This is a genomic window from Vibrio sp. 10N.222.49.C9 (assembly GCF_041474985.1).
GTDB lineage: Bacteria > Pseudomonadota > Gammaproteobacteria > Enterobacterales > Vibrionaceae > Vibrio > Vibrio crassostreae_C.
Window position 1 is genome coordinate 51,628 of sequence record NZ_JBFRVD010000001.1, and the last position, 23,205, is coordinate 74,832.

General features: G+C 44.7%; 19 protein-coding genes and 2 pseudogenes. 6 read left to right on the plus strand and 15 right to left on the minus strand.

Features of this window, described 5'->3' with window-relative positions:
- Window positions 1–51: 51 nt before the first annotated feature.
- Together AB4585_RS00265 and AB4585_RS00270 are read right to left on the minus strand one after the other, a co-directional pair.
- Window positions 52–1,830, minus strand: a complete 1,779-nt coding sequence (locus AB4585_RS00265; protein ID WP_372169227.1) for a sodium:solute symporter family transporter — start codon at window positions 1,828–1,830, stop codon at window positions 52–54.
- A gap of 564 nt (window positions 1,831–2,394) precedes the next feature.
- Complete coding sequence (locus AB4585_RS00270) at window positions 2,395–3,234, minus strand: helix-turn-helix transcriptional regulator (RefSeq protein WP_017061655.1); 840 nt, start codon at window positions 3,232–3,234, stop codon at window positions 2,395–2,397.
- A 379-nt stretch (window positions 3,235–3,613) separates the two neighbouring features.
- Here AB4585_RS00270 and AB4585_RS00275 point away from each other — a divergent pair, with 379 nt between their 5' ends.
- The 4 genes from AB4585_RS00275 (at window position 3,614) to AB4585_RS00290 (ending at window position 8,995) form a co-directional block, all read left to right on the plus strand.
- Window positions 3,614–5,518: a fructose-specific PTS transporter subunit EIIC gene (locus AB4585_RS00275; protein WP_372103450.1), complete on the plus strand. Its 1,905-nt coding sequence runs from the start codon at window positions 3,614–3,616 to the stop codon at window positions 5,516–5,518.
- Between the two features lie 94 nt (window positions 5,519–5,612).
- Complete coding sequence (gene manA, locus AB4585_RS00280; protein WP_016785547.1) at window positions 5,613–6,830, plus strand: mannose-6-phosphate isomerase, class I; 1,218 nt, start codon at window positions 5,613–5,615, stop codon at window positions 6,828–6,830.
- A 283-nt stretch (window positions 6,831–7,113) separates the two neighbouring features.
- Window positions 7,114–7,554, plus strand: coding sequence for a PTS sugar transporter subunit IIA (locus tag AB4585_RS00285; protein WP_372136275.1), 441 nt, complete (start codon window positions 7,114–7,116; stop codon window positions 7,552–7,554).
- Window positions 7,555–7,567: 13 nt separating this feature from the next.
- A complete protein-coding gene (locus AB4585_RS00290; protein WP_372158325.1) occupies window positions 7,568–8,995 on the plus strand; it encodes a fructose-specific PTS transporter subunit EIIC in 1,428 nt (475 codons plus the stop codon).
- A 157-nt stretch (window positions 8,996–9,152) separates the two neighbouring features.
- Here the strand turns inward: AB4585_RS00290 and AB4585_RS00295 are convergent, their stop codons facing one another.
- The 4 genes and pseudogenes from AB4585_RS00295 to AB4585_RS00310 all read right to left on the minus strand — a co-directional run bounded on the left by AB4585_RS00295 (window position 9,153) and on the right by AB4585_RS00310 (window position 13,192).
- The gene (locus tag AB4585_RS00295; protein ID WP_102393945.1) at window positions 9,153–10,658 is read right to left on the minus strand and encodes a bifunctional diguanylate cyclase/phosphodiesterase; all 1,506 of its coding nucleotides are present in this window, start codon (window positions 10,656–10,658) and stop codon (window positions 9,153–9,155) included.
- Window positions 10,659–10,866: 208 nt separating this feature from the next.
- A pseudogene (locus tag AB4585_RS00300) lies at window positions 10,867–11,090 on the minus strand (GGDEF domain-containing protein); the annotation flags it as partial.
- A pseudogene (locus tag AB4585_RS00305) lies at window positions 11,083–11,396 on the minus strand (LysR family transcriptional regulator); the annotation flags it as partial. The pseudogenes AB4585_RS00305 and AB4585_RS00300, both read right to left, overlap by 8 nt.
- A 170-nt stretch (window positions 11,397–11,566) precedes the next feature.
- Window positions 11,567–13,192: an ABC transporter substrate-binding protein gene (locus AB4585_RS00310; protein WP_372169228.1), complete on the minus strand. Its 1,626-nt coding sequence runs from the start codon at window positions 13,190–13,192 to the stop codon at window positions 11,567–11,569.
- Window positions 13,193–13,336: 144 nt separating this feature from the next.
- On the opposite strand from AB4585_RS00310, the gene mpaA reads away from it, so the two are divergent.
- Window positions 13,337–14,044 (plus strand): murein tripeptide amidase MpaA, encoded by a 708-nt coding sequence (gene mpaA / locus AB4585_RS00315; protein WP_372158320.1) that lies wholly within the window; start codon window positions 13,337–13,339, stop codon window positions 14,042–14,044.
- 408 nt (window positions 14,045–14,452) lie between these two features.
- On the opposite strand, the gene eat is transcribed toward mpaA, so the two are convergent.
- From eat to AB4585_RS00330, 3 genes are read right to left on the minus strand one after another with little or no spacing between them, the layout of a single operon-like run.
- Window positions 14,453–15,850 carry an ethanolamine permease gene (gene eat / locus AB4585_RS00320; protein WP_017061647.1) on the minus strand — a complete coding sequence of 466 codons (1,398 nt, stop codon included), beginning with the start codon at window positions 15,848–15,850 and terminating at the stop codon, window positions 14,453–14,455.
- A 24-nt stretch (window positions 15,851–15,874) separates the two neighbouring features.
- On the minus strand, window positions 15,875–16,744 hold the full coding sequence (eutC, locus tag AB4585_RS00325; RefSeq protein ID WP_372169229.1) for an ethanolamine ammonia-lyase subunit EutC: 870 nt from the start codon (window positions 16,742–16,744) through the stop codon (window positions 15,875–15,877).
- Window positions 16,737–18,149 carry an ethanolamine ammonia-lyase subunit EutB gene (locus AB4585_RS00330; protein ID WP_017061645.1) on the minus strand — a complete coding sequence of 471 codons (1,413 nt, stop codon included), beginning with the start codon at window positions 18,147–18,149 and terminating at the stop codon, window positions 16,737–16,739. The genes eutC and AB4585_RS00330 overlap by 8 nt, the downstream gene beginning before the upstream one ends.
- Window positions 18,150–18,349: 200 nt before the next feature.
- Between AB4585_RS00330 and AB4585_RS00335 the strand changes: the two genes are divergently transcribed.
- On the plus strand, window positions 18,350–19,270 hold the full coding sequence (locus AB4585_RS00335; RefSeq protein ID WP_017067657.1) for a helix-turn-helix domain-containing protein: 921 nt from the start codon (window positions 18,350–18,352) through the stop codon (window positions 19,268–19,270).
- 104 nt (window positions 19,271–19,374) lie between these two features.
- Here the strand turns inward: AB4585_RS00335 and folM are convergent, their stop codons facing one another.
- The 6 genes from folM to AB4585_RS00365 all read right to left on the minus strand — a co-directional run.
- On the minus strand, window positions 19,375–20,091 hold the full coding sequence (gene folM, locus AB4585_RS00340) for a dihydromonapterin reductase (RefSeq protein WP_372056321.1): 717 nt from the start codon (window positions 20,089–20,091) through the stop codon (window positions 19,375–19,377).
- Window positions 20,088–20,726 (minus strand): GTP cyclohydrolase I FolE, encoded by a 639-nt coding sequence (gene folE / locus AB4585_RS00345; protein WP_102398130.1) that lies wholly within the window; start codon window positions 20,724–20,726, stop codon window positions 20,088–20,090. The genes folM and folE overlap by 4 nt, the downstream gene beginning before the upstream one ends.
- A gap of 18 nt (window positions 20,727–20,744) precedes the next feature.
- The gene (gene folX / locus AB4585_RS00350; protein ID WP_017067658.1) at window positions 20,745–21,116 is read right to left on the minus strand and encodes a dihydroneopterin triphosphate 2'-epimerase; all 372 of its coding nucleotides are present in this window, start codon (window positions 21,114–21,116) and stop codon (window positions 20,745–20,747) included.
- Window positions 21,117–21,213: 97 nt separating this feature from the next.
- A complete protein-coding gene (gene folK, locus AB4585_RS00355; RefSeq protein WP_102320872.1) occupies window positions 21,214–21,711 on the minus strand; it encodes a 2-amino-4-hydroxy-6-hydroxymethyldihydropteridine diphosphokinase in 498 nt (165 codons plus the stop codon).
- Between the two features lie 329 nt (window positions 21,712–22,040).
- Window positions 22,041–22,460, minus strand: coding sequence for a hypothetical protein (locus AB4585_RS00360; RefSeq protein WP_229647365.1), 420 nt, complete (start codon window positions 22,458–22,460; stop codon window positions 22,041–22,043).
- Window positions 22,450–23,205 (minus strand): hypothetical protein (locus tag AB4585_RS00365; RefSeq protein ID WP_372169230.1); only part of this gene is annotated, 756 nt, incomplete at its 5' end. The genes AB4585_RS00365 and AB4585_RS00360, both read right to left, overlap by 11 nt.

Sequence of the window (23,205 nt, forward strand, 5' to 3'; positions counted from 1 at the left end):
TTAGAGCTCAGCCGTTTTATGTTTAATTACTTGTTTAACTGGTTAGCTAACTTAAGCTGTTTTTTTCGCTTGTTTCGCATCCTCAACCGAGTCGTCTACAGCTTTCACCAACAGCAAACCAACTACGAATACGATACCGCCACACAGTACGAACATCATTCTTCCCCAGAATGGGTTCGGTAGAGCAAACATCGCCATCACTGCCACACCAGACACTGCGATCAGTGAGCCCAGCATGTGACGTTGTTTGTTGTCCAGTTTCTTCTGCGCGGTTGATTCAGAGACCAAAGGCGTCGATAGGTTAGTGAAGAAGGTATCAACATCTTTCTGACGAGACGCTTCTAATGGTTTATAGAACAAAGTCGAAAGAATAAAGAAGCCGCCTGTAAACGTTAAATGAGCAATCAGGCCTACCGCTACTTTCAAATCAGACCATTCACGGCCTGTTAGCGGCTCTAGGTTGAACCAATTTTGTAGCATTTCAGCGGTAATCACGAAGCCTACGATGTAAGACACAATCGCGCCAACCACTAACGTGCCCCAACCTGCCCAGTCCGGAGTCTTCTTAATGAAGAAGCCACAGAATGCTGGAATCGTCATTGGGAAACCGATTAATGCACCCACGTACATCATGGTGTCGAACAAGCTCAAGCCTTTTAGCGAATTGATAAACAGCGCGATAAGGATGATAGCTAGACCGAAGAAGGTAGACATCAACTTAGACACAATCATCAGCTCTTTCTCTGTCGCGTTTGGACGAAGAATCGGTTGATAGAAGTTGATTACAAAGATACCAGAGTTACGGTTTAAGCCTGAGTCCATAGAAGACATAGTTGCCGCAAACATCGCTGCGATTAGAAGCCCCACCATACCCGCTGGCATGTATTGCTCTACGAAGTAAAGGTAAGCGAAGTCGCCTGCTTTAGAGCCTGCGTCTGGGTAATGTGCTGCAAGGTCAACGCCTTGTCCTGCAACGAACCAAGGTGGCATGAACCAAATGATTGGACCGATGGTCATCAGAATACATGCCAACAGTGCCGCTTTCTTCGCGTTCTTCGAGTCTTTTGCCGCTAGGTAACGGTAAGAGTTCAACATGTTGTTGGTGATACTGAACTGTTTGAAGAAGATGAAGAATGCCCAAATTCCGAAGATGCTTACGTAGTTCAGATTGTTACCAGAAACGAATGATGCGCCTTCTGCTACAGGGAAATCGTTGATGATTTCAGTAACGCCACCACCTTGTACGATAGCCACTGCAGCACACGTTACGGTTACCGCCATGATAATAACCATCTGCATGAAGTCAGACGCGATAACCGCCCAAGAGCCGCCTGTCACCGACATAACAAGTACAACAAGACCAGTCAGAACGATGGTTGTCGTCATGTCGAAGCCAAAGATGCCCGATGCGATGATCGCCAAACCGTTCAGCCAGATACCTGCAGAAACAATACTGTTCGGCATGCCAGACCAAGTAAATACTTGTTCGTTGAAGCTACCAAAACGCATACGAATCGCGTCAATTGGCGTTACCACACGCAGTTGACGGAATTTCGGAGCGAAGTACAGGTAGTTCATCAGGTAACCAAATGCGTTCGCTAAGAAGATAACCGCGACAGCCATACCATCGGCATACGCTTTACCCGCTGCGCCAGTGAAGGTCCAAGCACTGAACTGTGTCATAAACGCAGTCGCGCCAACCATCCACCAAAGCATGTTACCGCCCCCGCGGAAATAATCACTGGTTGTACTGGTGAACGTTCTAAACATCCAACCTATTGCTATAAGGAAAAGGAAATAAATTCCTACGATCAGAGTATTGAGTTCCATGTATAAGTCTTCTTTATGATGAATATCTGAAGATCATATTATCTATAGAATTTTTAATTTGTAGTATTATAAGTCAAGGTTGTGATGGGGCGTATAAACCTGAATATTTGATTTCGAGACATGAATTACACGTTAGTAAACAAAGAATAAGCCGAAGCGAAGTAAGCATTTAAAATCAATAACTTAAAAACATTTAAATCAGTAAGCCGGACAATAACAACAAGATTTTATCGTCTCGATAAGTGGTTTTTAATTTACTTATCATCCATTAAATGCATCGCGTTAATACATCAACTCTCACACGTTTAATTCAATAAATAGGCAACGAAAAACAATAAGCAACTCGCAAAGCGAAGCCTTAATGTTATTAATTGGGTTTATTTAGTGAAACGGGATAAATAGAGAACGTGCCTAAAGATAGGTTTGGAAATAAGGTATAGAAATAAACAGCAGAGGAAAACACAAAGCAAATTGATCACCACAACACAGAGCTCACTGTGGTGATCTAGTCATACAAATTTCGGTCGTATAAGCTCTGGTCAAAAATGGCAATTTGAAGGGATATTAGATTGAACCACGATATTCAGTCGGGGTTCTTCCGGTGCGGTTTTTGAATACTCGGCAGAAGTAATTCACATCCTTAAAGCCACAACGTACCGACACTTCATTGAGCTTGAAATTGTATTTCTTGAGCATGAACTTGGCGCGGTCGATTCGCACACGTGTAATGTATTCAGCCAGCGTCATGTGGCCTTGTTGACGAAACATTCGCGACAAATGGTTGGATGAAATACTAAAGCGCAAAGCGATGCTGTCTCGCGTGATCTGGCGGTGGAAATTCTCTTGGATATAGATACAGATCCCTTGATACACATCCTGTACGCGGCTGTGAGACTTCTCGACAGGCGCATCCAGCATCGTCTTGCTGTATTGAAGCAACGCTTGCAGCAATAACTCATCCATCGGCTGCTTGTTGCTCTCGCGCGCTAACGAGCTGAGCGCCTCCAAAATATTATCAATCGCAAAGCCAGAGCGAGTCTGAATACTATGCTTTTGGATATCGTAGAAGCTCTCTTCCCCTTTGCGCTTGCTCACCAAGCTTAAACCAAGCTGACGACGCCCAAACAACATACTCAGTACCGAACAATCAGTATCCCAGTTCGGCTTGTTCCAACAGTTAGGCGGGATGAAAATCGCATCCCCTGCTTTCGCAACAACATTGGTGATCTTGCGATCATGACTCTCCATTTCATTAATATACTCACCGTCGAGCACCAGCTCTAAACGCGGAAAGTTCACCTGATAACTGAATGCTGAAGGCGTGTGAAAATCTCCCGCAAACCAGATGTTATGAAACGGTTCTCGCTCGTTTAATACCGACGAGATTAGGTCATGAAATATCATTGTTTCGAACTCTTATAAGCAGCAATAAGGCTACGGGAATAGATATACTCCTTAGTGAAACATAGCGCTATTGAGCAAAATCACAATTTGAGATCTAGGTTACAAAAATCCAGTAGTGGAAATAAATCTCCAGTCTAAGGCCAGATTTAGAACACTGTTATCATGATAGAAAAATCAATCTAAGCCCTTATCAATAAAAGCGTTATAACCTCATAAAAGCTGTCAACACTCCCCCAAACAGGCACTCCTAACCGATCAAAATCACACTCCATTTATAAGGCAACAATCATCCAGTAAATGCATTTTTTCTTCACTACAGAAGGCAAGCCGTAGATTCCAGAATACCCCTAACAAAATAAAAACAGAGTAGGGGTTCATTATGATCACGACATTGATCAACCAAAATTTGATTAAGCTTTCGCTTAGCGCTAATTCAAAAGAAGACGTATTTAAAGAGCTGATCGAGGTGCTGTACGCACAAGGTCGAATTTCAGACAAAGCACAGTTCCTTACCGACATTAAAGCTCGTGAAGAACAAGGTAATACCGGATTTGAAGAAGGTATTGCTCTGCCACACGCGAAAAGCGCTGCGGTCATCAAACCCGCGGTTGTTATCGGTGTCCATCAACAGGGTATCGAGTACGGCGCCGATGACGGCCAGCCATCAAAACTGTTCTTCATGATTGCCTCTCCTGATGGCGGCGATAATCACCACATCGAAGTACTGGCAGAGCTTTCTTCAAAATTGATTGAAGAAGGTTTCATTGAAAACTTCATGAATGCTCAATCTGAACAAGCGGCATTAGAGCTACTGCTTACCAAACCTGAACCTGCTGAGACAGAAACCAATGTTGAGAAGCAAGGCTTCATCATTGGTGTGACAGGCTGCCCAGCTGGCGTCGCACACACATATTTAGCAGCCGAAGCACTAGAAAAAGGCGCGGCGGCTCTTGGCTACGACATCAAGGTCGAAACCAACGGTTCTATTGGCGTTAAGAACAGCCCAACTCGAGAAGAGATCGAACGCGCAGATGCGATTGTGGTGGCTTGTGACAAACAGGTCGACATGGCTCGCTTTGCCGGAAAATGCGTTATCAAAACCAACGTAAAAGCGCCAATCAAAGACGCGCAAGGCTTGATTAAGCAAGCACTCAACGCGCCAAGCTACCAAGCAGAACAAGCACCGACCAACCAATCTGTTGCAGAGAAAGCCTCGCAAGCACGTTCAGACCTTTACCGTTACTTGATGAATGGCGTATCTCACATGATCCCATTCGTGGTGACGGGCGGTCTTTTGATTGCCCTAGCACTAGCCATTGGCGGTGAGCCGAGTGAATCTGGCATGGCAATTCCTGCTGGCAGCATGTGGAACCAAATCCTAGAGGTGGGTGTGGTGGCCTTCACCCTGATGATCCCAATCTTGGCTGGCTACATTGCTTACGCGATTGCTGACCGCCCTGCCCTAACCCCTGGCTTAATTGGCGGCTGGATTGCCAACAACGGTTCTTTCTATGGCGCTGACGCAGGTACTGGCTTCATTGGCGCAATCATCGCGGGTTTATTAGTGGGTTACTTCGTTAAATGGATTACTTCGTTTAACTACCACAAATTCGTTCAACCGCTTGTGCCTATCATGATCGCTCCGATCACTGGCTCTTTGTTCATCGCAGGTTTGTTCATTTTTGTTATTGGCGCACCTATCGCTGGGCTGATGGATGCTCTTACTGCACTGCTAACCAGCATGAGTACAGGCAACGTGGTTCTGCTTGGTATTGTCCTTGGTGGCATGGCCGGCTTTGATATGGGCGGCCCGTTCAACAAGGTGGCGTTCCTATTCTCAGTCGGCATGATTGCCAGCGGTCAAACTCAGTTCATGGGTGCAATGGCGTGTGCAATCCCTGTCGCTCCCCTTGGTATGGCTATCGCAACCAGACTTGGCCGTAAGTTCGACCTATTCGAATCTTCTGAGATTGAAGCAGGTAAAGCAGCAGGCGCGATGGGCTTGGTGGGTATCTCTGAAGGTGCGATTCCATTCGCGGCTCAAGATCCAATGTCAGTTATCCCAGCCAACGTGCTTGGCTCAATGACTGCTGCGGTAATGGCGTTCTCGTTTGGTATCACCAACAGTGTTGCTCACGGTGGTCCAGTGGTCGCTCTACTTGGCGCAATGAACTACCCACTGCTAGCACTGTTGTGCATGGCGTCTGGTGCAGGCGTAACTGCGGTTACTTGTATCGCACTTAAAAATCTACGCAAAGCCAAGCTAGCAACAGCAGCGGCTTAAGCCATTTCAACTCCAATGGCTTGAGCCCACTCTAGTCTCGCATTTCATTAAGCCGAGTAGAGCTCAAGCCATGTTTCCCTTCATGGTGATTTCGATGTCTGATTTTTCTTTAGCGAACGACTCGTTCGTACAACGCTTTTTCTACCCTATGACCAACGTGATTCAAAACTACGCATGGGGTAGCCCGTCTTCGTTTAGCCAACTGTTTGGTATTGATAACCAATCTGGTGAGCCACAAGCGGAGATTTGGATGGGCGCACACCCCAATGGTTGCTCAATGGTGACTGATAACGGGCAACAGACCACATTGTCGAGCTTGATTTCTAAGAACCTAAACTTGTTTCTAAGCGAGAAAGTGGCGAGTCGCTTTGGCGAGTTACCTTATCTTTTCAAGGTATTAGCGGCTGAGAAAGCGCTGTCTGTTCAAGTACATCCAAACAAACAGCAAGCGGAATCTGGCTATGCTCTTGAAGAGCAGCAAGGCATTCCAATGACAGCTGGCAATCGTAACTACAAGGATCCTAATCATAAGCCAGAACTGGTGTATGCCCTAACGGACTACACGGCGATGAATGGCTTTAGGTCGATCAGCGAGATCCTTGAGCACTTCCATTACCTCGATATTCCTGAGCTGCACTCGATGGTTAACGACCTCGCGGGCGATCAAACGCCTAATGGATTAGCGAGCTTCTTCGCGAGTTTATTGTCTTTGCAAGGTGAACAAAAAGGCATGGCGCTGACCATGTTGTTGATGAAGGCGAAACTTTCAGATGCCCCTGTGTTCCAGTTGATTTCAGAGTTGGAACAACAGTATCCGGGGGATGTCGGCCTGTTTGCTCCGCTGCTATTGAACGTTATCACGCTAAAGCCGGGGCAAGCCATGTATCTGGATGCCGAGACGCCCCACGCTTACATCAAAGGCACGGGCTTAGAGATCATGGCGAACTCAGACAATGTATTGCGCGCTGGGTTAACGCCTAAATACATGGACGTGAATGAACTGGTTTCTTGTACTCGATTTAAGGAAAAGCCTGCGGATAGGTTACTGCTCAGCCCGATAGAGCAAGGTGATGTGATGGAATACCAAATTCCAGTCGAGGATTTTAAGTTCTCTATCGTGCAAAACTCACATCAGCGACGGATCACTACCGAAGGTGCCGAGATCCTATTGCCGCTCGACGAATCTATGGTGCTCACTCACCAATGTGGCGAAACCTGCGTGATAGAGAAAGGCCAGTCGGTGTTTATTCCTGCTTACGCAGAGAGCTACAAACTGGACTGCGTTGGCCGAGTAGCGCGCGCTTACAGTTAGCTTTCTAACAACTCACAACACACTCTTCATGCCCTGCTTTTGCGGGGCATTTTTTGTTTCTACAGTTTTTCGGTTTCTACAGATCTTTTCTTCCTACAGAAAGTTATTTCAACACCGAAGTGTTCCATCAAATATGACCCATCTCACACTGGATGAATGATGCAAATCACACTTAATTTTGCTGGATACAAATGTACAGTGAAGGGCTTTTATTTGCTATTTCGCGAATCGAGTTAATCCATTAATTTTAATTCAAGAACTTCAATAGTGAATGAGTTAATAAATGATCACACAGCTAACTAACGTCAACTTAATTAATAACAACCTTCAAGCAAATAATAAAAAAGAACTGTTTGAAGAATTGGCAGGCATGTTATTTGAGAATAACCGAATCAGCAGTAAAGAAGCCTTCTTGGCAGACATCGAAATTCGTGAATCTCAAAGCATCACCTCAATGGACGGCATCGCTTACCCACACTCAAAAAGCAAGGCAGTAACTGAGCCAGCAATTGCTGTTGGTGTAAAGCGAGAAGGCATTGAGTATGGCGATGAAGACGGTATTAACCCAACCGTATTTTTTATGATTGCTTCACCAGACAACGGTGCTGACCATCATATTTATGTACTACAAGAACTATTTGGAAAATTCAGTAATGAATTTATTCAAGATATCCATAACGCAAAAGATGAACATCAAATCCTTAATATTTTAATTAATTCATAAGGCGTAGACAATTATGAGTACCCTAGCAAATCAAGCTACGAATACCAGTAGCAATTCTAATAATAAAAATAGTAGTAGCGACTATAAAAAACTCCTTAGTACCATGAAAGGTCACCTGCTTTTCGGTACATCACACATGCTGCCTTTCATCGTAGCCGGTGGTGTTCTGTTGGCGTTAGCGGTCATGGCATCGGGTAAAGGTGCGGTTCCAGCAGACGGCTTGCTGGCAGACATCTCTAACATCGGTATCAAGGGCCTTGTTCTTTTCCCAATCATTCTTGGCGGCTTTATTGGTTACTCCATTGCAGACAAACCAGCACTAGCGCCAGCGATGATCTCTTCTGGCATTATGGCAGACATGGGAGGCGGCTTCCTTGGCTGTATCGTTGCTGGCTTCATCGCAGGTGGCGTGGTACTTCAACTTAAGAAGATCCCACTTTCTACTAACATGACTGCACTAGGTGCTTACTTCATCTACCCGCTTGTTGGTACGCTAATCTCGGCAGGTATCGTACTGTGGGGCATCGGTGAGCCAATCAAACTGTTCATGGCTTCAATGAACGAGTTCCTAGCGTCAATGGCGGGTGCATCTAAGATGGTTCTGGGCACAATCCTTGGTGGTATGACGGCATTTGATATGGGCGGCCCTATCAACAAAGTAGCGACCCTATTTGCTCAAACTCAAGTAGACACACAACCATGGTTAATGGGCGGCGTAGGCATCGCGATTTGTACACCACCTCTAGGTATGGCACTGGCAACTTTCCTATTCAAAAACAAGTTCTCTAAACAAGAACAAGAAGCAGGTAAAGCAGCAGCAATCATGGGCTCTATCGGTATCTCTGAAGGTGCTATCCCATTCGCAGCGAACGACCCAATGCGTGTTCTTCCTTCAATCGTTGCAGGTGGTATCGTTGGCTGTGTGTTTGGTTTCATGACAGACATCCTACTTCATGCACCATGGGGCGGCCTAATCACTGCACCTGTATCAAGCAACATCCCTATGTACGTGGTCGGTATTGCGCTTGGCTCACTAACCACAGCGGTTATCGTTGGCTTCTGGAAACCAGTTGCGGTTGAAACGGAAGAAGACATGGCTGAAGCAGCGCCAGTTCAAGCTCAAACAGCACCTGTAGCAGGCGAAGGCGAGTACGACATCGTAGCAGTAACATGTTGCCCTTCTGGTGTTGCACACACCTTCATGGCAGCCAAAGCACTAGAAAAAGCAGGGGCGGCAGCAGGCCTTAAGATTAAGGTAGAAACACAAGGTCAAAACGGCATTCAAAACCGCATCACTGACTTAGATGTCGCAAACGCGAAACTGGTTATCTTGGCTCACGATATTCAAGTGAAAGACGCTCACCGCTTTGCTAACGCGAACGTGATTGAGTGTTCAACCAAGGAAGCAATGAAGAAAGCCGCGACTATGGTGGCTATCTAAAACCTGAAACAAGTTAACAGATAAAATTACTACCCCCTAGTAACTAAAATCCCCATTCGTTTTGTCAGCGAATGGGGATTTCTTATAGTTAGGCCAACAGCATCCTTCTCGATACAAGTCATCTGTATCTCTGTAGCCTAGATGAAAAAGTATTAAGTTATGTTGTTGAACATGGTTCTATTTCAGAGGTGAGACTTTCTTTCAACTGCTTATATGGCATCGGGTAGCCCAGATAATAACCTTGGGCTTGTTCGCAATTTAACGTTTTCAAAATTGACAGTTGTTGAGCATTTTCAACCCCTTCAGCCACAACACTAATGCCAAACCCTCGCGCTATATCAATGATACCAGACGTTATAGCTCTAGAACGATAATCATCTTCTAACCCACTGATGTAACTGCGATCGACTTTGATTTCATCTACATCCAATTTGCTAAATATACCAAAAGACGTGTAGCCAACACCAAAATCATCTATCGAAAAGGACACCCCTTGTTTTTTTAACTTCTGAACAGCGATTGCACACTGATCTATATCTTTCAAAATAGCGGTTTCAGTGATTTCCAGACAAAGTAAGCGAGCAAACTCGGGATCCTTTCGTAGATATTCGTCCAGATGGTTCATGTCATCAACGCTATTTAGCTCTACCGCTGAAATATTGACCGAGACACTATTAAGCTCATTCCCTAGCAAGCCATTAGCCCTAAGTTGTGACGCAGTCTTCTCTAGAACTAACGTAGTCAAATCACGACAAAAATAATTCTCTTCTGCTAGCGCGACAAAGATATCCGGTGAAACGACACCATAGCGCTCATGCGTCCAACGAGACAACACCTCCACACCTGCGACGAGTCTACTTTCAATGTTGAATTTAGGCTGAAACACAATATCAATCGCTTTGTCATCAATCGCTTTACGTAATTCTTGCACCATTTCTTGACGTTGACGTTCAAGCTCAGTGAGTTTTGGGTCATGAAATTCAATCGTGTCCTTGCTTTTCTTTGCTTCAGTTAAGGCGTGGGTAGCAGATGCCATGAGTTGCTTGGCATTATTCCCATCCGAGGGGAATAGAGCAGCGCCAATACAACAAGTGGCGTGGATATCATAACGATAAGCACACTGGTTAAATCTACGATGTACGAGGGCAATGTAGGATTCAATATGCTCCGTGTGGTTGAGTTTAACCAAGCACGCGAAGCCATCTGAGTGCACTCGTGATGAAAGCGGTTGATGCTCTATAGGAAGTTCAATAGATCGTGCGATATCTTTTAAAAATGAATTAGTATTCTCGAATCCGATCTGGTCAGCGACAGATTTGAAGTTATCAATGTCTAATAAGAAGAGGACATAATGGTCACTGGCTTGAGAATTTTTCAGTCTTTTATTTAAATATCGATAAAAGACTGAAGGGCTATGAAGTCCGGTGACACTATCAAGATCGTTGGCGCTCTCTAAATCGCGATTATTTTTCCGAACCATTACCCATAACAGAGCAGACGTTAGAATGATAAATACCAGACCTTTGACTGTCTGTGCTAAGGCATGTTCACGCAAGTCATTTGATAATGATTCAACCGCGAGATCAGAAAATAAAACCCATAAAGATGAAAGTATTAGGTAGCTGAATACTATGCTGGCCGGATATCTTTTTGTCTTGTTCATCGTTAGCTGCTATCTCTCAGTCTAATGTGTCATGACTTATATGTTATAAATTGCTCATAACGTAGCACTAACATAGATCGCAATCTACCGCGCGCGTTTTTATTTTTGACTTTTATTTACCGATTTTCGTCATCACTTTGCGCGACGAAAACCTTTTAGGGCTAAACATGCCAAAAACAATTTGTGTGGATGTTGGCTCTTAGTCAAACTAAGAGCTGCCGATCGCTTTTGTTGATGCCGGGTATGACTCTTCAATCACAATTGTATTTCGTCCTTTTAGCTTTGCTTGATAAAGCGCGCGATCGCACAGTCTTTCCACTTTTCATTTTCTGATAGCAAGCTAATACCAAAACTAGACTTAATTGTTGGAGTTGGTTGTTGCTCAAGTTTGATCTTCTGAATTGCTGAACGTAATTTCTCTGAAAGGGCTGCACACCAGTTGCCTATGTTCTTGAAACAATCGCTCGCAATGAATGTCTTCGCTTTCGACCTTGCCGTTGGTCAGCTCGATATCGACATTCTGACAAGGGTTAGTTGATGGCCAGTCCACCAGCTGAATATTAAGCCTGATAAAAGAGTATTTTTTATAAAAGGATGGCAGGCGAGGAAGGTTTCTAAACTTTTGAGCTGTTGGCTAACCGCCGCTTGCGTGACACAAAGCTCGCGCGCAGCAGCGCCAATAGAACCGAGGCGGGCAACAGCTTCGAACGCAACAAGGGCACGTAGAGGGGGTAACATGGCTTCACCTGATTGAAATAAAAGTGAAAAATACTTCAATCAGGTTTCAGTTTTTTGCGCTTACCGTTACAGATTAATGACGAAGGGACGTTGATCAGATATTTATGATCAACGTCCCTTTTCTTTATTTCATGTTCTTAGCGGTGTGTCGCCGCGTGAATCAAACGCAATTACTCTTTGATGTAGAGATCCTTAGAATAGATACGCCCTTCTACATTGTTCTTGGCAAAACCACCAACACTTGGTCGTACTAGACGAGCCTGCATGTAGTAGTAAATTGGCGCGATCGGCATGTCTTCTGCCAGTAACTGTTCTGCCTGGTCGTAGAAACCTTGGCGATCTTGTTCGCTGGTTGCGGCTAGTGCGCTATCCATTGCTGCGTCGTACTTTTCATTGTTGTAGCGAGCAAAGTTACCTGAAGAGCCAGAACGCAACAGGCTCAAGAAGGTTGATGCTTCATTGTAGTCACCACACCAAGAGGCGCGCATCACATCAAAATCACCTTGGCGACGCGATACCAAGTAAGACTTCCACTCTTGGTTTTCTAGTTCAACTTGTGCGCCTAAGTTGCCTTTCAGCATTGATGCAATCGCCACTGCAATCGACTTGTTCGATTCACTGGTATTGTAAAGCAGTTTGAAATCCAATGGGTTAGACGCATCGTAGCCCGATTCTTGCAATAGTTCTTTGGCCTTTTGATCGCGTTCTTTCTGAGTCCACGTGCTGTATTCAGGTTGTGTTGCATCAAAACCAGCCGTGTACTCATGAGCAAAGGTATAAGCCGGTAAGTTGCCCACCTGAGTCACACCATTGGTGATAACGTCACGCATCATAGAATAAGAGACAGCTTTACGTACTCGCGCATCATCAAAAGGTGGTCGCGTAGTATTGAATGCGTAGTAGTAAGTACACAACAGAGGCACTGTGGTAAACGCATCTTGATATTTGCTTTTAAGCTGCTGCGCCATGTGTGTAGGCACGTCCGAAGTAATATCGACCTCGCCCACCGCATAACGGTTAATCGAGGCATTCTGATTCTCAAACGGAATATAAGTTACTTCGGTTAAGTGGGTATCTGAACTGTCCCAGTACGTCGGGTTCTTCTTAAGCTCAATGCGCTCGTTCACCACCCACTCATCTAGTACGAATGCACCATTACCAACAAATTGCTTAGGATCGCTCCACGGCTTGTCACTACTTTCTAGGGTTGCTTTGTGCACTGGCATCATGGATGTGTGGCCTGTCATCGCCACAAAGTAAGGCACTTTACTATCGAGTTCGAATTTCACCGTGTGTTTATCGACTGCAGAGATACCTAACTCTTCAACTGGCTTTTTGCCTTCGGCTACGTCAGCGATATTGTTGATTTGAGTAAGCTTTAGGTACCACACATTTGGCGATGCCGTTTTAGGGTCTACCGCGCGTCTTATCGCATACACGAAATCATCGGCCGTCACCGGATCGCCATTCGACCACTGCGCGTCTTTACGTAGGTGGAATACAAACGTCTGGTTGTCTTCGGTTTCCCAAGACTGTGCAACACCTGGGGTGATATTGCCATCGCGATCTTGAATCACTAAACCTTCAAATAGGTCACGTAGAATGTGCATTTCTGGCAGGCCTTCTGCTTTCGCAGGGTCAAGCGTCGCCGCTTCTGCATCGTTAGCACGAACTAAATGTTGTTCTTTCGCCAGAGAAGTTCCCGCAGGCAATGTGTCAGCAACGGCAGTTACTGAGATAAAAGGGGTCAATAGAGATGAAATGAGTAAAGCCGTTGAATGTTTCTTAAAATCCATATGTTTTTGCTCTCCTAGCCTATCTTTGAAGCAAGTAATAAAATTAACAATGCGACTGTTGACGAGTTTTAACGCTTTAGTTTATTTAAGTAAGTTTGTGTAATCGTTAATACTTGATAGTACTTGATCAATCAGGAGATAAAGGTGAGTTTAATTCCAAGAACAGAAAGAGCTGCATTTTCAATAAAGCCGCTGTCATATGGAAAATCAGTGTTGGGTGCGCCTTTGCTCTATTTCCCCGCGCAAATAGAAAGCGAGTCTCGCGGGCTGATCTTAGCAGGCACACACGGTGATGAAACCGCTTCTATTGCAGGATTATCTTGTGCGCTGAGAAGCTTGCCAGCCGCCAACTTGAGACACGATGTGATCCTGTCGATGAACCCAGATGGCAATCAATTAGGCACTCGCGCCAACGCAAACCAAGTCGATCTGAACCGCGCCTTTCCAACTCAAAACTGGACAGAAAACGGCACCGTCTATCGCTGGAGTTCTCACACCCCAGTCAGAGATGTAAAAGTGAAAACCGGGCAAGCCGAACAACTTGAACCTGAAGTGCAATCGCTCATAAACCTCATCGAACAACGCCAACCTAAATTCGTCATTTCTTTCCACGAGCCGCTCGCCATGGTCGACGATCCCACTCAATCGGAACTCGCCATTTGGCTAGGCAAGCAATTCAACCTGCCGCTCGTCGAAGACGTGGATTACGAAACCCCAGGCTCATTCGGCACATGGTGTCAGGAAAGAAACCTGCCATGCATTACCGTAGAACTTCCGCCAGTTTCTGCGGATTTAACTATAGAGAAGTATTTGGATGCGTTTGTGGCAGTGTTGGGGTGTGAGGGAAATTAGTCTGGAGTAGGCTACATATACACATGCGAACAGTAATTCATCCTAATTACTAGTGAATCATATATTCCGTCTACTGAATCAATCCCATTCATAATCTATGCCGAATTCTTCCTTTGCATCATTTCAACTTATCTTTAGAGAAAGGCAATCGACATGATTAGCGCGATGAAAACTTCACTATCAATGAACTTCGGGGCTCGTCGCTATGAATCTAACTCGTTATAAAAAATCATGACAAGTGTCTGGACAAAAACGTTCCAAGAAAATGATCCTAAAACAGCACTATTTCTAAATTAATATTTATCGTTAGAGGTGATGGCGATTGGGGTTTACACGCAAGTTACTACAAGTAGTGTAATAAAGGCTCCAGCAAAGCACTAGAGCCTTAAATACCATTAGAAATTGAATCTAATTAGTAGCCTCAAGCTCTTTCTCTGCAACCGACAGCATCTCAAACTCTTCCTCAGCGGTCGATGCGACCAATTTATTACGGCTATATAGGCCATAATAAGCACCACCAATCACAAAGAGTCCCATAGTCATAAAGAATGCAGATGGGTCAAAAGCATAAACACCCGTCATTGCAATAAGCGACAGCACTAGTGAAGTGCCGGAAGTCAGCATGCCACCCGGTGTTTTGTATGGACGGTGAAGCTCTGGTTGCTTGATACGCAACAATATATGACTAAGCGACATTAATGCATAAGACACTGTCGCCCCCACTACCGCCATCGCCAAGATCAGGTCGCCTTCTCCGGTCAATGACACAGCAAAACCAAACACACCCGGCACCACTAAAGCACGAGCAGGCACTTTGTTTTTGTTTGTAAGCGACAAGCTTTGAGGCAAGTAACCCGCACGAGACAATGCAAACACTAAGCGGCTATAACCGTAGATAATCGAGAAGAATGAAGCAATAAGTCCTGCAAGTCCTAGTATATTAACAGCCGTTGCAACGGTTGGATTACCGGTCAACTTCAAGGCATCGACTAGAGGAACGGCACTATTCGCAATCGCTTCAGAACCCACAGCGCCCGCAAGCAGCAGAACGACTAAGGTAGCGGTGACCAGTAAGAATAACATTGCGCCGATAATACCTTTGGGTACATCCTTGGCCGGGTTTTTCGCCTCTTCAGCAGCCAGTGGAACCCCTTCTACCGCAAGAAAAAGCCACATTGCAAACGGTAGTGCCGCCCATACACCATACCAACCAAAAGGAAGTAGTTCTGTGGCTTGTGCGGTTGCCGGAGCGATATCAAACAGATTATTAGCATCAAACTCACTAACCAATACGCCTGCTGTCATAAGAATTGCTAGTACGGCTAACCCACTGATGACCATCATGACTTTCAGAGCTTCTCCTACCCCTGCCATATGAATACCGATAAAGATGGCATAAAAGATCGCGTAAACAAGAGGACCATCGATACCCATTAGTTCATTCACCGCTGAGCCAATAAAAATGACAATCGCGGCAGGTGCAAGGGCATACTCAATTAAGACGGATAAGCCGGTAAAAAATCCCCCCGTTGGTCCCATGGCTTGTCGAGCAAAACTATAGCCACCTCCTGCAGCGGGAATAGCCGCAGACATCTCCGCCAAAGAAAGGACAAGGGTAAAGTACATCACCGCCATAGCAATTGCAGCAATAAGAAAGCCTCCCCAACCAGCTTGACCGATACCAAAGTTCCAGCCTGCAAAGTCACCAGAGATCACGTATGAAACGCCTAACCCTGCTAGCAAAATCCACCCAGCAGTGCCCCTTTTAAGTTGTCTTTGCGCCAAATATTCCTGATGTTCTGACATTGTAAATCCCTCTATTTTTGTCTTTTATCCAATTAAAAAATTGCCTGTGTGCTTGTCTTCTAACTGCTCACCACCTTCTTCCTCGATACTCGAGCGGTCTTTAAGGTTGACCCCAGAAAGCTCTAGCCGACGAGCTTCCTTCAATAGGTATACCGCTCGCTTACACGCATCTTCATAAGCCAACCCCTGTGGGCGAATATTAGAAATGCAGTTCCTATCAGAGTCTTTTGCTCCTCTTCTTGCCTGCCAAGTCAGGTACATACCCATGCTCTCTGGAGAGGTCAGTCCCGGGCGTTCACCAATCAAAACCACCACCATCTTGGCTTGTAAGCACTCGCAAACATCATCTCCTATTGCCACTCGGCCCTGCCTCACAACAGTAATAGGAGCAACATGCCACGGCACTTCGTCTTCCCCTAATAAAGAAAGCAGATGCTCAATGACTGGATTTGCATGATTTTGAATGGCAATTGAAGACAAGCCATCAGCCACTACTATCGCGAGATCAAACGGGGGAGACTCTGAATGAAGAACGGCTTGCAACTGATTCCAACAGACGTCATCAAGCTCACGACCAAGATCCGGCCTTTGCAAATACATGAATCTGTCTGTCGCTTTGCTGTGCGCCTTAATTGGTGCCTGAGAAGTGTGTTGAATGACCGAGTTTGATTGAGCGATGAGCTCAACCAATGAATCCACATCTAAAGCACAATGAACGGCATCCATCGCCTGTGCATGGTCGAGTTGAAATGAAAGCAACTCTTTAGTTGGAACGCTATTTCCACTTCGACCCAGTGCAATACGTGCCGATGTAAAACCTTTAAGCTCGTGCCAAGGGTTTTGAGTTACCAACTTAGAAGCAGAATGTTTTGCCATAGAGACCACCTTACCCATGTGCGGGGCCTCCATTAAGTTGTGCTAGAGCGCCAGCAAATGAGCCGGAGAGTCGTTCATTTAGGCGCACATCTTTTACATCATCAAAAATCTGCATCTGAGTTAGCCACTCCTCAAACTCCGGCGCAGGTTTTAAACCCAACACCTTGCGTGCATAAAGTGCATCATGAAACGAGGTTGTTTGATAATTGAGCATGATGTCATCGGAACCCGGAATCCCCATAATGAACGAGCACTCAGCGACACCGAGCAATGTCAGTAAGTTATCCATATCATTTTGATCGGCATAGGCATGGTTGGTATAGCAGATATCACACCCCATCGGCAGGCCAAGCAATTTGCCACAAAAATGGTCCTCAAGCCCTGCTCGAATAATCTGTTTTCCATCAAAGAGATATTCAGGGCCGATAAAGCCGACCACGGTATTAACCAACAATGGATTAAAATGACGCGCTACGGCATAAGCCCGTGTCTCACAAGTTTGTTGGTCCACACCATGAAAAGCATTGGCAGAGAGAGATGTTCCTTGCCCTGTCTCAAAGTACATGACGTTACTTCCAACTGTGCCTCGGTTCAGCGAAAGCGCCGCTTCGTTTGCTTCTTTAAGGATCGAAAGGTTAATACCAAAGGTGTCGTTCGTACCTTGAGTGCCACCAATAGATTGAAAGACGAGATCCACCGGAGCGCCCATCTCAATCGCTTCAATCGTGTTTGTAACATGGGTTAATACGCAAGATTGGGTCGGGATCTGGTAGTGTTGAATGACCTCTTCCATCAGATTCATCAACTTAATTGCCTGTGGTACATTATCTGTTGCGGGATTAATGCCGATCACAGCATCACCATTGCCATACATCAAACCATCAAAAATACTGGCGGCAATGCCATTGAGAGAATCGGTTGGATGATTGGGCTGTAAACGGGTGGATAAACGACTAGGCAAGCCAATGGTGTTACGAAACGCAGTCACTACCCGACATTTTTTGGCGACTTGGATCAAATCCTGATTACGCATGATCTTACTCACTGCAGCCACCATTTCTGGAGTTAAACCAGGACGCAGCTTTGCAAGCGTGAGACTATCGGCTTCATCACTTAGCAGCCAGTTCCGAAAGTCTCCCACTGTAAGGTGATCAATCGCTTTAAACGCCTCTCTATCATGGCTATCAATGATTAAACGAGTAACTTCATCACTTTCATAAGGGATCACCGCTTCATTTAAAAACGTCTTTAGGGGCAAGTCTGCCAGTGTCATCTGAGCTACAACACGCTCTGCAGCAGAAGTCGCAGATACACCAGCCAAAACATCCCCTGAACGCTCTGGCGTAGCCTTTGCCATCAGATCTGCTAACGACTCAAAGTTAAAAACCAGGTGCCCTTGTTGTCGGCGATAAGCTGCTGTCATAAATTCCCTCTTCATAAACTGGTTCAGTTCTTGCTCAATAACCTTTTGTATATATGAGTAATTAAGCGATTTTTGAACCGAATGAATATCAAGAATCGGCAAACATAAAAAAGCATTAATAAACATAAACTTAAAGACACACTGTACTAATATGGGTCACATGGGTAGGTCATGGAATGATGAGAAAGGATGAAGAATTGATGCGTTATGCACCTAATTTGTGCACATTCAACACATTTGATGCAAATCAGCAGGCAGCCAGCCTCTTTAACTGGCAGCAAGAATATGACCAACTGAGTCAAGGAAGTTTTCTAGGTCAGATCCGTGAACGAAAATTTTCTCACGTGCACCTATTTCGAGAAGACAGCAACCGAAAACTCAAGCAGCAATGTCGTATTAATGAAGGGATTTGGTTAGGGATCAGTGCTAACGATAGACCTTTACACATCAATTACGCACAAGGTAATCCTGATAGTATTTTGATCCGTGAGGCTGGGGCGGATTTTGAGCTACTTACGCCAGAAACCTTTTCTATTTATGGGTTAGTCATAAGCCCTTCACTGGTTGAAATGATTCAGCAACAGCTAGAGATTGAATCATTAAACAGCAAGAGCCACTTTCTTGGTTGCTCTCAACACTACACCCAACAAATAAAAGCTTACTTGAGCTTACTACTCTCCCCGAGTCAATCTCGCTGGTCTTTTCAAACTCATCAATCCATTGTTCAAGATATGTTGGTCGAATTGTTCGCTCAATCGTCTAATCAAAATATGCAAAAAACCAATGCCTCACAGCGTGAGAACACAATGCGTCGAATTAGGCAGTACCTAGATAACTCGCAGTACCGTAAACCCGTCACCGTGTCTGAACTGTGCGATGCGGTTTATGTCAGTCGCCGTACGCTGCAATACACCTTTGAGTCCTGTTGTGACATATCACCAAAACAATTTATACAAAATGTACGTCTCAACCAGGTACGGCGCATTCTGCAAAATCCGAGCGAACAACGGTGCATCAATGAAATCGCCTTTGACTTTGGTTTTTTTCATCTGGGATATTTTTGCCAAAGCTACAAGCAGTTGTTTGGTGAGTCGCCCATGCAAACACGTTCTAATGTCTAAAACCCAAAAAGTGTCGAGGGACAACTTAAAAAAATGTAGTTAGACGATATGAAAGACGAATAGATTAGTTGACTATCCTGCCTCAAGATCACAACGCATGAACTTCACTTCAAGTGCCTGCCGCCATCAAGGTGCAAAGTCCTTCCTGTCATATAGTGACTAGCCAAAACAAACTTAATGCCATCTATCACTTCTTCAAAGCCTGCCTCTGCGGGAATCAGTGCTTTTTTCAGAGCTTTGGTTTTGTACGCCTCGTCATCATGTTCATTGAATTTTATCATGGCAGGAGAGACAGTATTGACTTTCACCTTGGGAGCCAACATCGCTGAGAACGACAGCGTCAAGTTGTTGAGTGCGGCTTTACTGGCCGCGTAAGCGATGTGTTTTTTACTGCCTTTTTCCGCAACGTAATCACTGATGTGGATGATGTCCGACGTTTTATCGCCAGACATTAGTTGGTCTTTGAGCATTAAATTAACCAGATAAGGCACGGTGGCGTGAATCGTCATCATCTGGTGCATGATTTGTGATGCATTTTCACTGGGGTTTGTCTTGTTCTCAGGCTTCCAGTCGGAAGCGTTATGTATGATGGCACGAAGTGTCTTATATTCTTGACCAACGTAATGAAGAAAGCCCTCTAGGCTGCTTTGTTGATAAAAGTCTACCTGTTGTAAGTCGGCTCCACTGTCGCGCAGTATTTTCAGCTGGGGATAGTCGCTTCGGTAAGTGCCAACGACTTTGTATCCGTCAGATATAAGTTGCTGCGCCAGAGCGAATCCTAAACGCTTCCCCACTCCAGTTATTAGAATCGTTTCACTCATCGTAAAAACTCAGCTCTAGTTTGAGGGTTAGTTTTGAAACTGCCACCAAGCGCGGTTGTGGTGGTTTCAGAGTTAGCGTCCATAACGCCTCTCGATTTAACGCAGTAGTGAGTTGCTTTAATCGTCACAGCCACATTTTCTGTTTCGACTAGAGTCTGTATCGCGACCAGGATTTGCTGTGTAAGGCGTTCTTGAACCTGCGGACGCTGAGCAAAGAATCGAACAATACGGTTTATTTTAGATAGCCCAAGAATCTTGGATTCTGGGATATAAGCCACTTGTGCTAAACCATCGATGGTGATGAAGTGATGTTCGCACGTCGAAGTTAAATCTATATCCGATACCTTCACCATTTCATCAACTGACATTTTGTTGTCGATAACACTGATTTTGGGGAAGTTATTGTAGTCGAGCCCTGAAAATATCTCGTGAACGTACATCTTTGCAATGCGATGAGGTGTTTCAGCGAGACTGTCATCGGTTAAATCCAGCCCGAGCGTACTGACAACTTCCGTCAAAAGCCCTTTGATGCGGTTGTACTTCTGGTCGGGGTTCATTTCGCTCGATGTCATCGGGGTTTCAAGCCCCTTTTCGAGCAAAGCTTCTCTTACTTTTTCAGCTTCTGTGGTTAGCATTGAGTCGCTCCTTATGAGTTAATCTTCAAGTTCTGCTTCATAGCTCAGGGTGAGCGAGACGGAATCGGCGAAACGTAGAGCATGAGGCTTGTCAATTCTCACCTGAGCGTATCGGACCCATGAATGGTCGATACAAATACCGAGTACGTCGCTGGTTAACTTTTCTAAAAGCAGAAACCGTCCAGATTCAACATGTTCAATAATTTTTTTGCAGATATTTTTGTAGTTAAGTGCGTTCTCCACATCATCAGAGAGGCAAAGGTTGTTCGCGGGATAATGGATCTCCGCATTTATGACGATGTCTTGCTGCTTGGTTTTTTCTTCTTCGTTGAAGCCGATGAAGGTTCTTAATCTGAGATTTGTGATGGTGATAATCGCATTGTGATTCATAACAGTTTCCGATCCTTAGAAGGTAGAGTGAGTTACGTGCCTATTAGAGGAAAAGATCAATAAAGCTCAAGCGTTCTGTTTAAAGCAGTTACAGGGACTAAGTGAAGCTGACCTCGAACGGTATAAGTTCGGTTTTCTGACTCAGCTGATCGAAGTTGTTCCAGAGATGCTGAAAAGAGATATCTAGAGTGGGATGAAGTTCTTGCGCGGCAACATCAACTAACGGTCGAAGCACAAAAGCGTACTCGGTGATTTCACCTCGAGGCAGCTCTACTCCATCAATAATGCCGACTTCGTTACCGTAAAGAAGGATATCGATATCCATCGTGCGCGAGGCATATTCTTTAGTTTCTCGCTTGCGGTCATTTTCTAATTCGATTTGATGCAGAACCTTAGCCAGTTCAGCGATAGAAAGGTCACATTCAAACCCTGCGACTAGGTTTAGGAAGTTGTCCCCTTCAAAACCAACAGGCTCACAATCGTAGAAATTAGAAATGTTCAGAGGTGCAAAGTGACTATTCAATGCTTTGAGAGATTCTGTGATGTGATGTTCGCGGTTAATGTTGCTTCCGATGCTGACATAGACGGTGGACATATTGTTTTCTCCCTTTTAGCTAACCTCTTACGTTGTAAGTCGCTAGGAAGATCAGCTATGTATCCGTTTGATGTCGGGAGGGTAAATGAAAATCTCCCGACAACTCATATAGAGTTCGGTTCTGAGTCGGAAAGGAGGACTTTTGAACTAGAAAATGCCACGGGCGAAAATTCAGCTTATGAAGGTTCTGGACAAAAATGCGTTACGACAAATAGAATATTAGCAATTAATGGATAACTTCAAGTATTGAATAATAGCTTTGGGAGAGTTAGCGCATGACGCGTACATACGCTAACAGAGTAGCTTGTGCCAAGAGCATGAAAAATAATTTAATCACACAAGCTAGGGTCTAAAACATACGTCCGACTTGAGGATTTTAATGTGAGTTCTTGTTCAGAGGTGCATTCGATATAGCTTTTCTCATGAAGTTTTACCTTCAATGCTCCATTTACCTTCCAGCCAGTTAGAAAGGCTAATACAGTTATACTCCCAAGAATGATTATAAATATCTTGGGTATCCAGAGGAGCTTTTCCCCTGTAATCAGGCAGATGACCATGAATACAGACATAACAAACATTGCCCAAGAAAAAGCAAATGTAGAAGCATCATTAATCGCCCCACTTACGACTATTTTATCATGAAGCAGTTTATGTGCATCAAACACCCCCATAACATCGTGAGCCGATAGCAGAAAAAGTGATGAAAAAATCAAACAGAAAGCAAATGCCTTTAAGCGGTTAATTTTCATCAATTAATCTCTCTACCTCTTTTTTCATTGGTTCAGTATATCTATATTTGTCATCTACTTCAGATACTTTCTTACCAATGTAAAATGCACTTATGGCAAAGAAACCTAGTAACAATGCTGTAGGCGGGGTAGCAAACGCTAGGGTTAATCCAGCTCTTAATACTAAAGTAGCACCTTGAGCTATTACGCCTGCAACCACACCTTTAGATATATCCGCTGTAAATTGGCCGACCACTTCACCTAGCGTTTTTTCATCATGTAAAATGTAGTTAACTGCATTAACCGCACCACTAAACACAAGCTCCACATAGATGTTGCCTTTCAAGAAACTGACATTGCCTTGAACGGTATTTAGGGCGTGACCAATTTTAAGCAATTGTGGTGTTGCTTCTTGCCAACGGATACCTAGGTCTAAATATTTAGGCTTGTAGTTCTCAACCACAATATTCATTACACCATTGATATTGACAGCTTTAGCGGTTGCCCCCCAACCGCCAAGCTCTTTAGCGACCTCATAAGCGCCTTTAAGCCCCATACCTACGCCAGTGTAGTCCTTGCCATTCGAAAGCTGTCCATGCGAGTCTTTGATGAGCAAGTCTAAATACTCGTTACCTTCTTCAACAGTCAGTACCGCAATACTCACGTTCTCTTGTCGAGAGGTGTCCCACTGATATTCTTTAGCTTGCTTTTGTAAATCATCGTTCCATTCTTTTTCTGTTAGGTCGTAAGCTTGTTGGGCAGCTTC

Excerpts from the sequence above, each read along its gene's own strand:
- AB4585_RS00265 (WP_372169227.1), bottom strand. The coding sequence starts at position 1,830 with ATGGAACTCAATACTCTGATCGTAGGAATTTATTTCCTTTTCCTTATA.
- AB4585_RS00270 (WP_017061655.1), bottom strand. The coding sequence starts at position 3,234 with ATGATATTTCATGACCTAATCTCGTCGGTATTAAACGAGCGAGAACCG.
- AB4585_RS00275 (WP_372103450.1), top strand. The coding sequence starts at position 3,614 with ATGATCACGACATTGATCAACCAAAATTTGATTAAGCTTTCGCTTAGC.
- manA (WP_016785547.1), top strand. The coding sequence starts at position 5,613 with ATGTCTGATTTTTCTTTAGCGAACGACTCGTTCGTACAACGCTTTTTC.
- AB4585_RS00285 (WP_372136275.1), top strand. The coding sequence starts at position 7,114 with ATGATCACACAGCTAACTAACGTCAACTTAATTAATAACAACCTTCAA.
- AB4585_RS00290 (WP_372158325.1), top strand. The coding sequence starts at position 7,568 with ATGAGTACCCTAGCAAATCAAGCTACGAATACCAGTAGCAATTCTAAT.
- AB4585_RS00295 (WP_102393945.1), bottom strand. The coding sequence starts at position 10,658 with ATGAACAAGACAAAAAGATATCCGGCCAGCATAGTATTCAGCTACCTA.
- AB4585_RS00310 (WP_372169228.1), bottom strand. The coding sequence starts at position 13,192 with ATGGATTTTAAGAAACATTCAACGGCTTTACTCATTTCATCTCTATTG.
- eat (WP_017061647.1), bottom strand. The coding sequence starts at position 15,850 with ATGTCAGAACATCAGGAATATTTGGCGCAAAGACAACTTAAAAGGGGC.
- eutC (WP_372169229.1), bottom strand. The coding sequence starts at position 16,744 with ATGGGTAAGGTGGTCTCTATGGCAAAACATTCTGCTTCTAAGTTGGTA.
- AB4585_RS00330 (WP_017061645.1), bottom strand. The coding sequence starts at position 18,149 with ATGACAGCAGCTTATCGCCGACAACAAGGGCACCTGGTTTTTAACTTT.
- AB4585_RS00335 (WP_017067657.1), top strand. The coding sequence starts at position 18,350 with ATGCGTTATGCACCTAATTTGTGCACATTCAACACATTTGATGCAAAT.
- folM (WP_372056321.1), bottom strand. The coding sequence starts at position 20,091 with ATGAGTGAAACGATTCTAATAACTGGAGTGGGGAAGCGTTTAGGATTC.
- folE (WP_102398130.1), bottom strand. The coding sequence starts at position 20,726 with ATGCTAACCACAGAAGCTGAAAAAGTAAGAGAAGCTTTGCTCGAAAAG.
- folX (WP_017067658.1), bottom strand. The coding sequence starts at position 21,116 with ATGAATCACAATGCGATTATCACCATCACAAATCTCAGATTAAGAACC.
- folK (WP_102320872.1), bottom strand. The coding sequence starts at position 21,711 with ATGTCCACCGTCTATGTCAGCATCGGAAGCAACATTAACCGCGAACAT.
- AB4585_RS00360 (WP_229647365.1), bottom strand. The coding sequence starts at position 22,460 with ATGAAAATTAACCGCTTAAAGGCATTTGCTTTCTGTTTGATTTTTTCA.